Below are 15248 nucleotides of genomic sequence, written 5' to 3'. Positions count from 1 at the left end.
GCGCTATTCGATTAAGGACGCTTGGGGGCTGGCCGTGGATCATATCGATCACATCCTGATCGTTGACGACGACCGGGAAATCCGAGACTTGCTATCGAACTACCTCGGCAAGAACGGTCTCCGGGTGACGCTGGCCGCGGGCGGGCGGCAGATGCGCGCGTTCCTCGATACCGACCGGGTCGACCTCATCGTGCTCGATATCATGATGCCGGGGGATGACGGCCTCGTCCTGTGCCGGGAACTGCGCTCGGGCCGGCATAAGGCCACGCCGGTCCTGATGCTGACCGCCCGCAGCGACGAGACGGACCGGATCGTCGGCCTGGAGATGGGTGCGGACGACTATTTGGTGAAGCCGTTCGCGGCCCGGGAACTCCTCGCCCGGATCAAGGCCGTGCTTCGTCGGACCCGGATGCTGCCTCCCAACCTCCAAGTGACCGAGGCGGGCCGGCTCCTCGCCTTCGGGACGTGGCAGCTCGACACCACCACCCGTCACCTGATCGACGCGACAGGAACGGTCGTCACCCTCAGCGGCGCGGAATACCGGCTGCTGCGGGTGCTGCTCGACCACCCACAACGGGTCCTGTCGCGCGACCAGTTGCTCAACCTCACGCAGGGCCGTGAGGCCGAGCTATTCGACCGGTCCATCGACCTGCTCGTGAGCCGCCTGCGGCAACGCCTGAAGGACGATGCACGCGAGCCCGCCTATATCAAGACGGTACGCAGCGAGGGCTATGTCTTCGCCATGCCCATCACCATCGCGCAGGCGCGCGAGAAATGAAGGGGCTGCTTCCGGCTTGGCCGAGCAGCCTGCGGGGCCGCCTGTTCCTGATCCTGCTCGCAGGCCTCCTGAGTGCTCAGCTGCTCTCGTTCGTCGTCACGAGAGCCGAGCGGGACCAGACGGCGCGCGCCGTCATGCTGACGACGCTCCAGCGCGACGTCGCCGTCGCGGTGGCGCTGCTCGATCGCCTGCCGGCCCCTGAGCGGCCCGAATGGCTCCCGCTCCTCGAAAGGCCAACCTATCGCTTCGCGCTCGACTCCGGCTCGCCGGGGAGTGCGGCGCTCTCGTCCCGTCTGACCATGATCGCGGACGAGATTCGCGCCGCACTGGAGCCGCGCTTCCCCGTCCGGTTCGATGCGGTGTCCGAGCCGCCGGTACGGCTGCAGGGCCACGTCGCCCTGAGTGACGGCTCGGCCCTCACAATCGCGGTCCAGCCGACCCTGCGGCCCGTGGCATCGTGGCTGCCCGTTGCGCTGGCCCTGCAACTGCTCGTGCTCGTCGGATGCGTCTGGTTCGCCGTGCGGCTCGCCGTCCGGCCGCTGACGCGCTTCGCCCAGGCCGCCGACGCGCTGGAGCCAGGGCGACCGGCCACACGCTTCACGGAGGCAGGGCCCGATGAGGTCGCTCGCGCCGCGCGAGCCCTCAACGCGATGCAGGAGCGCGTGGCTCGGCACCTCGACGAGCGCGTCCGCATCCTCGCGGCGATCTCCCACGACCTTCAGACCCCGATCACCCGGATGCGGCTGCGCGTGGAGACAGGCGTCGAGGGCCCCGAACAGGACCGGATACTCGGCGATCTCGAGGCGATCGAGGCGCTCGTCCGCGAGGGGATTGCCTACGCTCGCAGCGTGCACGGAGACGTCGAGCCACCCACCCGCCTCGATCTGCGCGCCTTCCTCGAGAGCATCGTCTTCGACTACCAAGACACCGGCCGCGACGTTGCGGTCGCCACCCTTCCGGACGTGACGATCGTGACGCGCCCGCAAGCCCTGCGGCGGATCCTGACGAACCTGATCGACAATGCGATCCGATATGCCGGTCGGGCCGAGCTCGACCTGCGGATCGCCCATGGCAGCATCGGCATCGCGGTGCTGGATCGAGGACCCGGCATCCCCGCGGACAAGCTCGATGCCGTGCTGCTTCCCTTCGTCCGGCTTGAGCGATCGCGTAGCCGTGAGACCGGAGGCACCGGACTTGGCCTCGCCATCGCCGATCAGCTCGCCTCCGCGATCGGCGGACGGCTGACGCTCAGCAACCGCCCGGGGGGCGGCCTAGAGGCGGCCGTCACGCTCTCGTGACGCCGGTCTGGCGCGGCTCGCACGACCGATCAACCGGACCTGTCGGTGAGATCGTCGAGGGTGAGCCACCGCGTGATCCGTAGCGCGCGGAGAAAAGCCTCGTCGTGGCTGATGACCAGAAGAGCGCCGTCATAGGAGGCGAGCCCGGCCTCGACCGCCTCCACGGCTTCGAGGTCGAGGTGATTGGTCGGCTCGTCGAGAAGCAGGAGTTGCGGCGGGGCCGCATTGCCGAGCACGCAGGCCAGGGCGGCTCGAACCTGCTGCCCTCCGCTCAGTGCCGAGACGGGCCGATCCGCGGCGGCGGACCTGAACTGGAACCGCGCCAGGGCGGCCCGCCATCCGTTCGCATCGTACTCCGGATTGTGGCGGGCGAAGTTCTCCACCACGGTTTGGCTGTGGTCGAGGACGGTGAGACGCTGATCGAGGCATGCACTGCGGACGCCGACCGACACCCGCCCCGACCAGGGGCGGAGGCGACCTCCGATCAGTTCAAGAAGCGTCGACTTTCCCGCTCCGTTGCGACCGGAGATCGCGATGCGCTCCGGTCCCGTCACGGAAAGCGACACATCCTCCAGGATTGGCTGACCAGGCCGATGGCCGACGGTCGCCCGCTCGATCGACAGGACGGACTTCGCAGCATGGAGGCCGCAGGATGGGACCGTGATCGAGACGGCCTTCACGGCCTCGATTCGGCTGCGGGCCTCCTCGAGCTTGTGGTGAGCCTCGGCACTCTGCCGCTCCGCCGCGCGTGCGCTGCCGCCCGCCGTCTTCTCCGCATTGTCCCGGCGGGCGCCGACGAGGATCCGGGGAAGATCGCCGCGGGCACCCCGGCGATGTCCGGCCGCATCGCGCTGCTGCTGGCGTTCGAGCGTCTCCTGGGTCCTTCGTGCAAGGTCCGCCGTCCGCTTCTCGGCCACAGCGAGGTCGTGCTCGGCCGCAGCGATCCGGACCGCCTTGGCCTCCAGATACGCGTTGAAATTCCCCTGATAGCGGCTCGCCCCGGAGGGTCCGATCTCCACGATGGCGTCCATGGCATCGAGCAGGGATCGGTCGTGGCTGACCACGATTGCCCCGCCGCGCCAGTTCCGCAGAGCGTCGCACACGGCGTGCCGCCCTTCGCGATCAAGGTCGTTGGTCGGTTCGTCGAGCAGCAGGAAATCCGGTCCTGCAAACATTGCCGCTGCGAGGGCCGCGCGAGCGCGCTGCCCGCCGGAAAGGCGACACAGAAGCGTCGCGGGGCTCGCCGGCACGCCCATCCGGTCCAGGGCCGCCGTGAGGCGCTCCTCCAGCGTCCAGTCGGCCTCGGCGAGTTCGTCGGTCGTGGCTGTGCCGATCTCGGCGCGGCGCAGCAGCGCGAGCTTGGCGGTCGCACCGAATAGATTGGCGATCGTCTCGTCAGGCGGGATGGTCGCGAACTGGCGCAACAACACCACCGTACCCTTGACGATGATGCTGCCGCTTGCCGGCTTCAGCTGCCCGGCCAGGAGGTTCAGGATTGTGCTTTTCCCGGCGCCGTTCCGGCCGACGATGCCGGTTCGCTCCTGCGCGAAGCTGGCGCTGATGTCGGAGAGGACGGTGCGCCCGTCAGGCGCGGACCACGCGATGTTCAGAAGGGAGAGATGCGCTGGCATGCGGTGAGAGATCCCTGGCGGCAAGGCGGTTCGGCATTGCGGTCAGGGACAGTCTCATCGGCGTCGCGGCTCCATCCGGCGGCGCTCCCATAACCTCAACCGGGGCCGTGCGTCCATTCTTTCACGCGGACGCCGAGCGGGCCGGGGATGACTGGGACGGACGCTGCCGCCCCAGCGCGGGACGAGCCCTGCGGAGCCTCGGAGGCTCACGCTCATCTCTCGACCCAGCACTTTGTAAGCATCTGTATCGAGCCTCGGCCCGTCATACAGATCCTCACATGGGGCCGCCCCGAGCCACACAGAGGAGACACGCCGCGCCTCCATCCATCGCGCCACCCGCACCAACAGAGCGTGATCGTCATCGTGGAGAATCAGGACATGCCCGAGCAGAGCAACTTGACGCGTCGGCACTGGATGATGACTGCTGGCGCCCTCTTGGTGGCCGGACCGGCCATGTCGGCGGCGGCCGTAGCCGCGCAGCCAGCCGGTAGGGAGGTCTCGCAGGCGTCCTTCGGGCCTTTGAAGCAGATCGTCACCAGCGACCTGAACGTCGCCTACGTCGAGGCCGGGCCCCCGACCGGGCAACCGGTCCTGCTTCTCCACGGCTGGCCCTACGACATCCATAGCTACGTCGACGTCGCTCCGGTCCTCGCCGCCGCGGGCTATCGTGTCCTGATCCCGTACCTGCGCGGCTATGGTGCGACGCGCTTCCTCTCGGACGCGACGCCGCGCAACGGCCAGCAGGCCGCCCTCGCCAACGACGCGCTGGAGTTCCTGAACGCGCTCAAGATCAAGACGGCGCTCGTCGCGGGCTACGATTGGGGCGCGCGCACCGCCTGCATCTTGGCTGCGCTCTGGCCCGAGCGCTGCAGGGGCTTGGTCTCTGTCAGCGGCTACCTGATCGGCAGCCAGGCCGCGAACGCGATGCCGTTGCCGCCCAGCGCCGAGCTGCAATGGTGGTACCAGTTCTACTTTGCAACCGAGCGGGGCCACGAGGGATACGCGCGCTACACGAAGGACTTCGCCCGGCTGATCTGGCAGCTTGCCTCACCCAAATGGCAGTTCAGCGACGACACCTTCGCTCGTTCGGCCCAGGCCTTCGAGAACCCCGACCACGTCGCCATCTCGATCCACAACTATCGCTGGCGTCTGAAGCTCGCACAGGGCGAAGCCCGTTTCGACGAGACCGAGCGCAAACTGGCTGCCTTCCCGACCATTGCCGTCCCGACGATCACCATGGAGGGCGACGCGAACGGGGCGCCGCACCCCGAGCCCGCGACCTATGCCAAGAAGTTCACGGGTCGCTATGAGCACCGCCTGATCAGCGGCGGCATCGGGCACAATCTCCCGCAAGAGGCACCGCAGGCCTTCGCTCAAGCGGTGATCGATGTCGATGGCTTCTGATCTCCGCCCGCGCCGGCGTCTGTTGATCCCAGCCGCCGCCCTCGCCCTGGGACTCGCGCTCACGGCGACCGCTCAGGAAGCCGGCAAGCCCGCCTCGCCGATCTTCGGCGTCACCGTCCCGGACGGGTACCGGGCCTGGCAGCTCATCGCCCCTGCTCTGGAGGGGGAGCCGCTCAACGAGTTGCGCGCCGTCGTCGGCAACGACGTCGCGGTGAAGGCCTACACCAGCGGGACCCTTCCGTTTCCCGATGGGACGGTCTTGGTGAAGCTCGCTTGGCAACACGTGCCCTCGCCCGAGTTCGAGCCGGCCACTGTGCCGGGTCGGGCCACCACCGTGCAGGTGATGGTGAAGAACGCCAAACGCTACCCGGAGACGGGCGGGTGGGGATTCGGACGCTTCGTCGACGGCAAGCCGGCCGACGAGGCTCAGCACCAGACCTGCTTCGCCTGTCACGAGGCCCGCGTGAAGGACCGCGACTACGTCTTTACGCGCTACGCCCGCTGACGTCCCGGCCGCATGGTAGCCGGTGCGTCCGCAAGAATTCGCGTCAAGACAAGCATCCAGAGACGCCGGCCTGATGCAATCAGGTCGGATACGGCTCTAGGTGTGGTGATATAGGTCGTGCACCGGATGCGTCTGATCCGTGACCCCGATCAGGCCGACCGTGTGATGGGTCGTTGCCTCATCCGGCCCGTGCGGAGGGGCCGATGGCACCGGATCCTGATGGGCGTCCGTGTGGAACACGAGATTACCGTCCGCGTCGATCAATGCGGGCGGAGGGTTCGGCCGGCCCGGCTTCGCTTGACCGGACGCCCCATGGGACGCCGCGGAGCCGGATTCGCTGTTTGGCAAAGGCCCGCCCGCCAAATCGGCTTCGACCTTCACAGGCGGCTGGGCCGGCTCGTTGGCCTTGACCGGAGGGGCCGCATGTCCGGGCGCTTCCCGGTCGGTGCGGCCGCCGAACGACAGGCCGTCATCGACCTGTCCTTGATCGGGATGGGCCGATGCGATCTCCCCCTGCGAAACCGGTGCGGACGGCGACGTCAGGTTAGGACCTCCGGACGGGCTGGACAGGTCATTCTCGTCCACGCCGTGAACCGTCGCCTGCGGCCCCACCTCTGGGATGGCGCGAACGACGACGGGTCCCGCGCCGTCATGCGGCCCGTCAGGATCGGCTTGGGCGTGCTCATCCATCGGTGACGCACTTTGAGCGTCCGATGCCGGTGAAGCGCCGTGTCCGAGGGGGTTTTCTGTTTCCGCCCGATCGCTTCCCCGATCCTGCAAGACGGGGTCACCGGCAGCCGACGCGGGAATGGTAGGCTCCGCATCGGCACGTTGCCCGTGCGGCGCCGACTCTTCCTGCGCATGCCACGCCGGAAGCCCTGGGCCGCCGGCATGGACGCTCAATGGCGACGTCACGGCGACGTCGCTTGGCGTGGATCCATGCTCCTTCGAGCCGAACACGTCCCCGTTCGTCCGTTCCAAGCCAGCCGCGTTCGCGGCCTGATCGAAGCCATGCTCGATCGGATGACCCGGTGCGTGTTCGGAGGGCGACGATGTCAGATCTTGAGCAGGACCATCCGGCGCCGCGGGCGGCTGATCGGCCTTGGCTGCATGCCCGGGCGCCGCTCGGTCGGCCGGTTCGTGCGCGCCGCCCGGCAGCTCGGTCGGGCTGAGCGTTTGCGATCCGTGGGGAGCGGAATCGGGGTCAAGCAGCGCATGAGCCTTCGTGGCCGTTGCCGCGTCGGATCGCGTTTCGCCGGGAGTCTCTGGCTTACCGTGACTGGAAGTCGTATCGGTCGCGCCGGGACCATGCGCTTCCGGCGCTTGCCGGTCGTCCCGCTCGGCCGGGACCGAATTTTGACTCTTGCCGCGCTCGGCCTGCTGCTCGGTCCCGGGAAGAACGGCCTCGGCCTGCGCGGCCGATCCCCGCTCGTTGGCGTCGCTCGCGGCCCGACCATGGCCGGCACTCGGCGCGTCTGCACCCGGCTCACGGTGCGCGACAAACTCGGCCTTCGAGTTGCCGCCATCACCCTGGCCGTTTTTGCTGCCGGTCGGCTCGATTTGCGGATCATTTCCAGAAGCGGCCTCGGGCGGCCGCTGTGAACCTTGATTGTTGGCATTCTCCTGGCCGCTGGCGCGACCAACCGGTTGAACCTCGGGAGGATCGCCGATCACAACCTCGGCCCGGGCGCTTCCCGGACTGGAGACGCCAGCAGGGCCTTCACTTGGGCCGGTCCGCACGATCGGCAGGTTCTGTGCCTCCGCAGTCTCGGCTTGCGTGCCCCGGTCCTGAGCCACGGCGCGCGTGTTGCCGTTGTCACGGCCGGATTGCTCGACCGGTGGGCTGTTCCTCGTCTCGGCCTGCGCCAGCACGGTTTCGTCCCGAGCGACAATGTTGGATGGGTCATGACCGCGGCCGGTCTGCGCGCTCGGCGGATTACTCCCCGTCGCAGGCTCAGCCTGCGGGCCCCGCTCTTGAGCAGCGGCACCGGAATTGCCACGGCTGCTCGACTCGACTGGTGGGCTCTTCGCAGCTTCGGCCTGAGCCGGTGCGGCGTCTTGCCGAGCGACGCCGTTGGCGTGGCCATTGCCACCGCTGGCCGGCACAGTCTGCGGGTTGTTCCCGCTCGCCCCCTCAGGCGATGAAGCGCGGCCCGGACCGATGGTGCTCACGTGGCCGTTCGTGGGGCTCGTTTGCGCGGCCGGCATTTCATGAGAGGCCGCAGCCGGCGCGCCCTGATCCTGGCCTTGAGGGCTGGTTTGGCCCTGACCGGGTCCAACCTGCTCGGCCTTCGAGCTGTGTCCGACGGCCGCCATCCCAGGCGAGTCGCGGTCCTGGCCGGTGCTGTCGACGAAACTTTGACCGGGGCGGGCCTGCCCGGCCTGTGGCGTGTTCCCGGTCGCGGTTTCAACCTGTTCGCTCTGGGCCGCCGCAACGCTGGTGGCTTGCCTGCCACTCTCGGCGCCACGTTCGGCCTGCGGGCTACTCCCGGCGGCTGTTTCGGCCGGACCGCCCCGGCCTCGACCGGCGCCCTCGGGCTGGCTGTGACCGGGGGCGGCCTGCTCCCCTGTCGGATGGGTCTCGGAACCAGCCTTGGCCGGGGATTCTCGATCCCGGCCCACGCCCTCGACGCGACCGTTGGCAAGCTCTGTCGGATCGACCTTCGGATTGTTCCCGAGCGCAGCCTCAGCGGGCCGGCTGTGGCCCCGATCGTCGGCATCACGCGAGGCTTCGGGGGACGGTACCCGGTTCGTCACAGTCTGGGGCGCGGCATTGCCCCAGGCCGGTCGGGCAAGTCCGCTTCCGGCGTCGGCCGAATCAGGCGATGCGGCCGGTGCAGAACGAGCGTGGGAGCCGGGCTCGGGGATCGAGGCCGATGCGGAACCGGCGCGCTGATCACTGGAGGCCGACCCCGGCTCGTCCGATGCGGGCGCTGCACTCTCGCTGCGACCCGACGTCGACGCCTGTTGGCCGCTGGATTTGGCGGCGGATGCCTCGGCCGATGTGCCGGTCAGCGCGACATCGCTGCCAAATCTCGGCGCCAGCGGCTGGTTCTGCGTGGCTGGTGACTTCGGCGCCTCACCCGGGGATTCAGTCCGCGCCACAGGAGCCGGATCGACCCGGCTCGCTGCGGCAATCGTGTCGGCAGTGGCTTGAGGACGAGCATCGGGATTCGCGCCGCTTCCCTGCGCCGTCAGAACGGCCGGCTGAGCCGGCACGCTCCCGCGGCCGGGGCCGAACGCGGTGCCCGGCGCCAGCGCTGCGTCGCCCTGCGCGGTGAGAATCGAGGCGTTGCCCGCCCCGTCCGCGAAGTCGAGATTTAGCTCCGCGCTTACGGCGCGGTGATCGACCGCTATAGCCTCGGCTGCCAAGATCATCGCGGAGAGGATGATGGCTTCCAGCTGCTTGCGATCGGTGTTCCGATCACCGGACCCGCCACTGGTCTTCGGCTGCGGATGGTCCTGCGCGGACCCGCTTTCATGGGAGATCGGGGGCGAAAACTCGCTTTCGCCCCCCGCCACGAGCGGACCCGCATGAGCATCCTCGGAGGACAGACTCATGGCGGCCGCCGCCACCAGAGCCGCGAGCAGTGCGGCCGGATGAACCACGAGCGTCGTTCCCGTCCCTGTCGCCGGGATCGGGAGCAGGTGCGGATGCAGTCGAGCGATCTGGTCGATCAGGGTCCGGAAATCCGTGCCGCGTACGGGCCGATCCAGAGCTTCCGAGGCGATGAGATAGCTGCCGTCGATCTTGGCGAAGTGAATGATCGCGTCGCCGTCCGGCCGGCAGAAGACGAACCACGGCTCACCCTCGTCGCTGAGGCCGTGATCGCTCGCGATGCTGAACCCGGCACGCAGGAGAGCCGCCTCGACGCGATAGAATTCGGCCAGCTCCTGCTGCGACCAGTTGCCTTGCCTCGCCGATGCCGGACGGAAGAAGGGAATGACTGTGCTCATCGGCATCTCACCGTGTCGGCGCGTTGCATCCCTTGGCGGAGAGCGTCGCCTTCCCTGGCAGCGCGACCGGGCGCGGTGCTAGCGTTCATGGAAGGCGCGTCCCATCGCGTCGAAGAAGGGCGCAAACAGATATTCCAGGGCCGTGCGCTCCCCGGCCGAGACCACCACCTCCGCCGGCAAGCCCGCGAGAAGGCGGTGTCTGACGTCGGCTGGAAGCTGGTGTTCGTCGATCTCCACGGTGCCGGCGAAATAGGCCTGCTTCGTGCCCTCGTCGACCAGACGATCGCGCGACACCACCGTGAGCGTTCCGAAGACCGCGGGCGTCCGGCGGGCCTGAAAGGTCGGAAACTTGATCTCGGCCCGCATGCCGGCATGGACGGCTTCGAGGTCGTTGGGTGAAAATTGTACGTTGACCACGAGCCGGTCCGCCGTTGGGACGATCTCCATCAGCGGCTCGCCCGAGCGGACGACCTGCCCGATCGCAAAGACCTTGAGCGCCTGGATGACGCCGTCATGGGAGGCGCGGATTTCGTGCCGGCGGAACACATCCTGCGCGACGACAAGCTTCTCCCGAAGCTCGCCGATACGCTGCCGCGTCTCAAGAAGCTGGCCAGTGACCGCCTCCTGAAGCTTCTGTTTCATCTGGGTCACCTGCAGCCCGGCCTCGCTGATGGCGTTCTCGGCCTTCGCCCTTTCCGCCACGGAGCGCCCGATCACGCCCTCCAGCCGTGTACGCTCCCGCTCCATCACGAGGAGGCGCGACAGAGGGATCAGATTCCGCTCGTGCAGGCTGCGCAGACCCTCCAATTCCTGTCGGATGAAGCCGACCTGCTGCTCGACCGAGGACTTCTCGACGGCAAGGCCGGAGATCTCCGTCCTCAGTTGGGTGACTTTGGCCTCGATGAGGGCGAGTTGGCCCTTCAGCGTCGTTCTCCGTTCGGCCAACTGACCCGCCTGATCGCCGATCATGCGTGCGAGAACGGGCTCGTTGCGCCGCGCGGCGATGTCGGCGGGCAGTTGCAGGTCATCGGACTGCGCCTGCTCCGCCCGCAGCCGCGCCTCGAGGACGAGAGCGGCGTCGAGCTGGTTTCGGAACAGGTCCGCACTCGCCTGGGACTGTACCGGATCGATGCGCAGAAGGACGTCGCCGGAGCGAACCGTCTGCCCATCCTTCACCAGCACCGCCTGGACCATACCACCCTCGAAGTGCTGGACGACCTTGCGGCTGCTCTCCGCGACGATGACGCCGGTGCTAACGACGGCGCGATCCAGGCGGACATTGGCCGCCCAGGCGCCGGCGACACCGAAGGCCGCGATGATGAGCGCATAGCCGGCAATTGCGTAGCGCTGCCACGCGATTGGAGAGGCCGCGCCATCCTCGACGCCCGTTCCACCCTGCCCCAGCGACGACGCGGAAGCGGCGGAAGGCGTGTTCGGGATCGACGCAGGAGGCATCGTCATGGCTCAGCCCGCGCTGCGTTGAATGTCGGGCGCCCTCTCGGTCTCGGGCAGGGGTCGGCCGCCAGTCGCGACCAGCGCCGGAACCGGACGGGGACCGGAGACCTGAGCGAGAACCTGATCCGCCGGGCCCGATGCGCGCAGCGTTCCGCCCTCCAGCATCAGGATCTGATCGGCTCCCGCCAGCAGACTCACCTTGTGCGTGACGATCACGACCGTCGTCCCGCGCTCTCGGAGGTCCGCCACCGCCCGCATCAGCGCGGCCTCACCGGCTTGGTCGAGACTGGCATTCGGCTCGTCGAGGACGACCAAGCTCGGATCCCCGTACATTGCCCGCGCCAGGGCGATGCGCTGCCGCTGGCCGCCGGAGAGGCCGTGCCCGCCGGATCCGATCCGGGTGTTGTAGCCGTCGGGCAGAGCTTGGATCAGGTCGTGGCAGCCCGCGCGTTGCGCCACCGAGACGATGGCGGCGTCGTCCTGGGTGTCGAAGCGCGCGATGTTCTGCGCCACCGTGCCGTCGAACAATTCAACGTCCTGCGGCAGGTATCCGAGATGCCGACCCAGCGCCTGCGGGTCCCAGTGCCGGAGGTCGGCTCCGTCGATGCGCACCGCTCCGGAGGTGATGGGCCAGACGCCGGTGATCGCGCGGACCAGGGTCGATTTCCCGGCCGCACTCGGGCCGATGATCCCGACGACGCTGCCGGGCTCCAGCCGCACGCTCACATCGTGGAGAATAGCCGTCGACGAGCCCGGCGCCGCGACGACCAAGCTCTCGGTCTCGATCAGACCGCGCGGACGCGGCAGCATCACGCGCTGCGGTTCGAGGCCGATGCGCCCCACGATGTCCGCCAGCCGGGCATAGCTGCGCCGGGCCGCCGTGAAGCTCTTCCAATGTCCGACCACCGCCTCGATCGGCGCCAGCGTTCGGCCCATGATGATCGAGGCCGCGATCATCGAGCCGGCCGAGATCGCGCCATGGATGGCGAGGTAGGCGCCGACACCGAGAACCATCGTCTGCAGGAACATGCGCGTGAACTTCGTCGCCGCCGCGATGAGGCCGGCGCGGTCGCTCGCCCGGGCCTGTAGCCGGATCGCCTCGTCGTGACGCCGCCGCCACCGGGACCGCAAGGCGCCGAGCATGCACATGGCGCGCAGGACCTCGCCCCCTCGGACGGTTGCGCGGGCCTGCTCGCCCGCCTCTCGGGCGGCTTGGCTCGCCACATCGAGGGGCCGCCGGGTCGTGAGATCGGTGAGGAGCGTCAGCCCCAGGAGCGTGCCGCCCCCGAGCAACGCCATCCAGCCGAACCACGGATGGAGGATGAAGCACGCAATCAGGAACAGCGAGGCCCAGGGCAGGTCGCAGAACGCCAGGATCGCGCCGCCCGTGAGGAACTCACGCAGGACATCGACATCGCGAAGGGTCGTTTCGTGTCCGGCCCGGGGCTTGAGCAAGGCGGCTCTGTGAACGATCTCGAAGACCGGGCCGGCAACCTTGCGATCGAAGATCATCCCACCCCGCACCAACAGGCGCGAACGAAGCATTTCGAGGACGGCATAGACGGCGAGTGCGAAGGCCGCGATCCCCGTGATGCCCAGAAGCGTCGCCTCGTTCCGGCTCAGGAGAACGCGATCGTAGACCTGCAGCATGTACAGGGGACCGGCGAACAGAAGCAGGTTCGTGAAGAAGGCGAAGACGAACACCGTCACCAGAACGGGTCGGATCGCCCGCAGCCCATCCTTCAAGACGGACTCGGCCCCACGGTCGCTCATGGCATCTCCCGGCGGGCCGGTTCAGGTATTCGGGATCGTGCGGCCAAGCCGTCCGCCTGCGGATGCCGGCCCCATGGCGCCGGACCGCGGAACAGGGATGGGAAAACCGATGCCGTTGGCCGGGACCCATTCTTGGAAAAATCTGGCTCGTGCCGCCGCATCGCGTTCGCTTCCCTGGCCCGCATCATCACGCGCCGGCTCATGAATCTTAGCGCAGGCTTATTGTATTCCAAGAAGCGCCGCGAAGACCGTCGAAAATCGAACGCACCGCGAACTGGACATCGGCTGTCCGAGCGCCATATGGGGATCACTGTACCATTCGGCGCTCGCGCATCCGGGCGCTGGCGGGAGCCTTACTTTTGTATGTTCATCAGCAACGTCTCGGCTCCGAGGAGGTGCAGGAACTGCGCCGCGAAGGCGGCCGATTCCTGAAGGAACTGCGGGAAAAGCAGGGTCTGTCACAGAGACAGTTGGCTTCGCTGGTCGGCGCCGAATACTACACCTTCATCTCACAGCTTGAGACGGGGCGCGGCCGTGTGCCTCCGGACCGGTACCGGCTCTGGGCCGATGCCCTCGGAGTGGATGCGAAAGACTTCGTGAAGAGCCTGATGCGCTTCTACGATCCGCTGACCTTCGACATCCTCTTCAGCGACTGACCGAGCGTCGATACGGCCTCAATTCCTGCCAAGAAGCCCGCAGGAAGCAGGCCGTCCGCTGCTATTCGGCAGCAAGGTTGAGCGTCTCCGCTTCGACGAGGACGGCACCACAGGCTGTCATCAAGTCGCGGAGCATCGCCAGAGCGGTTTCCACTTCCGCCGGCGTCGATAAACCTTCTCGGAAATGCGTGCCGCCGCCGGCCAACGTCACGGCGATGTCGAACCGGCCATCAGGGCGTTCGATGATTCGATACGACGCGCGGCGGGGCATGGGCACGAGGGAGAGCGGTGGCTGGAAGCGAAGAACGCCCCTGTCATGCGTCGGCCATCCGTGCCGTTCAAGCTATGGAGTTCACTGTATCCATCCAATCGAAACGAGGCGTGGCCAAAAATCATCCGAGGAATGCCCTGAACCCACTCTAATCGCGAGCTGGTTCTCATGGTGATTGAAGCGGACTGCGCATCTCTGCGGCAATTGCATCGAACTGTTATAATCGGAGCAAAATAGAGTTCAGGCCGGCACTTTGGTGGAAGGCATGCTCAGCCGCTCCATCAAGTAGGAGCGCGCGCGGCTGACCCGGCTCTTCACGGTCCCGGTCTGGCAGCCCATGACCTCCGCGGCCGCTTCGTATGTCAGGCCTTGCGCACCGACGAGAAGCAGCGCTTCACGTTGGGGAGCAGGGAGTTGCGCGATGTAGGACATCACGACCTGAAGGTCTGAGCCGTGCTCCTGCGCCGCCAAGGCGACCAGTTGGCCCGCCATAGCCCCGTCTACGTCCTCCACTTCACGCCTGTGCTTGCGTCGCTCGGTGTAAAAGTGATTGCGCAGGATGGTGAAAAGCCACGCTTTCAGATTCGTACCTGGAACGAAGCGGGCCTGATTGGCCCACGCTTTCAGCACCGTCTCCTGTACGAGATCGTCGGCCCGCGCTGGACTTCCAGCGAGCGACTGCGCGAATGCCTGCAGGGCCGGGAGCGTTGCCGTGAGCCCCGCACGAAAGGCGGCGTCGCGCTCACCGGCCAGAATCGTAAGGGTGCGCTCCAGAGCCCGGGTGAGATCGCGCAAATGCTGCGGCGACTCTGAGGTGACGACGTCGAGATAGGTCGCCTGCAACTGCGCCCCGATGTGCTTCTGCACGGCCAAGGGCAGTTTGGCAGCGCCTGCTTCCCAATTCCGGTCCGAGCAAACCGGACCGAGTCCGCCTGCAATCAACATGTCGATCAACCCATGTCCCTTCTCGGCGCGAGCGGCAGAGGCGTGCCCGAACCAGCTTTCTCCGCCGTACAGTGAACCTCTAACTCGCGGAGTTGGGGGATCGATCCATTCCGCGGATGCGTTTGGGGGTACGTTTTGATCTGTCTTGAGAGATTGCGCGGTCGAGGTGATGGCACGCCCGGTGACGTACAGAATCGTCGACTGCCCGGACGGCCGGTTTGCGATTGTCGCCGTGGCCACGTCGGGTACCGCCCACTGGCGCGGCGGCCTGCTCACGCTGGCAGAGGCAGAGGCTTGCGTCGAGGACCTCCGCGCCATGCTGGCGCTCTGCGGCGCAGAACTCGCTTGCTACGACAATGTGCCTGCCATCCAGACGCCAAGCGGGCCGCAGCCGCCGGGGCGAGTCGCCTGAGTCGGAACCGCGATCTGCTTGCAAGTTCGCCCAGCTTAGAGCCCGTCCGATAATGTCTGGCCGGGGTTGAGTGGCCGGGATGGCGGTGATTCCAGAAGGGTGCTGAAGCCTGATCTGGACGTGCCATGTGGACCCCGACCACTCGCCGGCAGCATAACCGTGC

At 67.6% G+C, this 15248-nt stretch carries 12 protein-coding genes; 6 read left to right on the top strand and 6 right to left on the bottom strand.

Annotated features, from left to right (window positions below; all coding sequences use genetic code 11):
* Positions 1-34: 34 nt before the first annotated feature.
* Together ASF53_RS06325 and ASF53_RS06320 are read left to right on the top strand one after the other, a co-directional pair.
* The gene (locus ASF53_RS06325) at positions 35-778 is read left to right on the top strand and encodes a response regulator (RefSeq protein WP_056195612.1); all 744 of its coding nucleotides are present in this window, start codon (positions 35-37) and stop codon (positions 776-778) included.
* Positions 775-2076 (top strand): HAMP domain-containing sensor histidine kinase, encoded by a 1302-nt coding sequence (locus tag ASF53_RS06320; protein ID WP_056195609.1) that lies wholly within the window; start codon positions 775-777, stop codon positions 2074-2076. The genes ASF53_RS06325 and ASF53_RS06320 overlap by 4 nt, the downstream gene beginning before the upstream one ends.
* A gap of 29 nt (positions 2077-2105) precedes the next feature.
* On the opposite strand, the gene ASF53_RS06315 is transcribed toward ASF53_RS06320, so the two are convergent.
* Positions 2106-3707 carry an ABC-F family ATP-binding cassette domain-containing protein gene (locus ASF53_RS06315; RefSeq protein ID WP_056195607.1) on the bottom strand — a complete coding sequence of 534 codons (1602 nt, stop codon included), beginning with the start codon at positions 3705-3707 and terminating at the stop codon, positions 2106-2108.
* 378 nt (positions 3708-4085) lie between these two features.
* Between ASF53_RS06315 and ASF53_RS06310 the strand changes: the two genes are divergently transcribed.
* On the top strand, positions 4086-5111 hold the full coding sequence (locus ASF53_RS06310) for an alpha/beta fold hydrolase (protein WP_056195997.1): 1026 nt from the start codon (positions 4086-4088) through the stop codon (positions 5109-5111).
* Positions 5095-5616: a cytochrome P460 family protein gene (locus ASF53_RS06305; RefSeq protein ID WP_056195604.1), complete on the top strand. Its 522-nt coding sequence runs from the start codon at positions 5095-5097 to the stop codon at positions 5614-5616. Before ASF53_RS06310 ends, ASF53_RS06305 begins: the two co-directional genes overlap by 17 nt.
* Positions 5617-5712: 96 nt before the next feature.
* Here the strand turns inward: ASF53_RS06305 and ASF53_RS06300 are convergent, their stop codons facing one another.
* The 3 genes from ASF53_RS06300 to ASF53_RS06290 form a co-directional block, all read right to left on the bottom strand.
* A complete protein-coding gene (locus tag ASF53_RS06300; protein WP_056195994.1) occupies positions 5713-9573 on the bottom strand; it encodes a hypothetical protein in 3861 nt (1286 codons plus the stop codon).
* A gap of 78 nt (positions 9574-9651) precedes the next feature.
* Complete coding sequence (locus tag ASF53_RS06295) at positions 9652-11028, bottom strand: HlyD family type I secretion periplasmic adaptor subunit (protein ID WP_056195991.1); 1377 nt, start codon at positions 11026-11028, stop codon at positions 9652-9654.
* A gap of 9 nt (positions 11029-11037) precedes the next feature.
* Complete coding sequence (locus ASF53_RS06290) at positions 11038-12801, bottom strand: type I secretion system permease/ATPase (protein ID WP_056195601.1); 1764 nt, start codon at positions 12799-12801, stop codon at positions 11038-11040.
* 359 nt (positions 12802-13160) lie between these two features.
* On the opposite strand from ASF53_RS06290, the gene ASF53_RS06285 reads away from it, so the two are divergent.
* Positions 13161-13457: a helix-turn-helix domain-containing protein gene (locus ASF53_RS06285; protein WP_056195597.1), complete on the top strand. Its 297-nt coding sequence runs from the start codon at positions 13161-13163 to the stop codon at positions 13455-13457.
* Between the two features lie 61 nt (positions 13458-13518).
* Here the strand turns inward: ASF53_RS06285 and ASF53_RS06280 are convergent, their stop codons facing one another.
* Positions 13519-13728, bottom strand: a complete 210-nt coding sequence (locus ASF53_RS06280) for a hypothetical protein (RefSeq protein ID WP_056195594.1) — start codon at positions 13726-13728, stop codon at positions 13519-13521.
* 240 nt (positions 13729-13968) lie between these two features.
* Positions 13969-14673: a sigma-70 family RNA polymerase sigma factor gene (locus ASF53_RS06275; protein WP_056195988.1), complete on the bottom strand. Its 705-nt coding sequence runs from the start codon at positions 14671-14673 to the stop codon at positions 13969-13971.
* A 232-nt stretch (positions 14674-14905) separates the two neighbouring features.
* Here ASF53_RS06275 and ASF53_RS26400 point away from each other — a divergent pair, with 232 nt between their 5' ends.
* Positions 14906-15085, top strand: a complete 180-nt coding sequence (locus ASF53_RS26400; protein ID WP_286134172.1) for a hypothetical protein — start codon at positions 14906-14908, stop codon at positions 15083-15085.
* Positions 15086-15248: the final 163 nt, after the last annotated feature.

Source organism: Methylobacterium sp. Leaf123, from assembly GCF_001423405.1.
Lineage (GTDB): Bacteria > Pseudomonadota > Alphaproteobacteria > Rhizobiales > Beijerinckiaceae > Methylobacterium.
The sequence above is the reverse complement of the archived record's forward strand: the minus strand, read 5'-3'. Positions and strand labels throughout refer to the sequence as shown.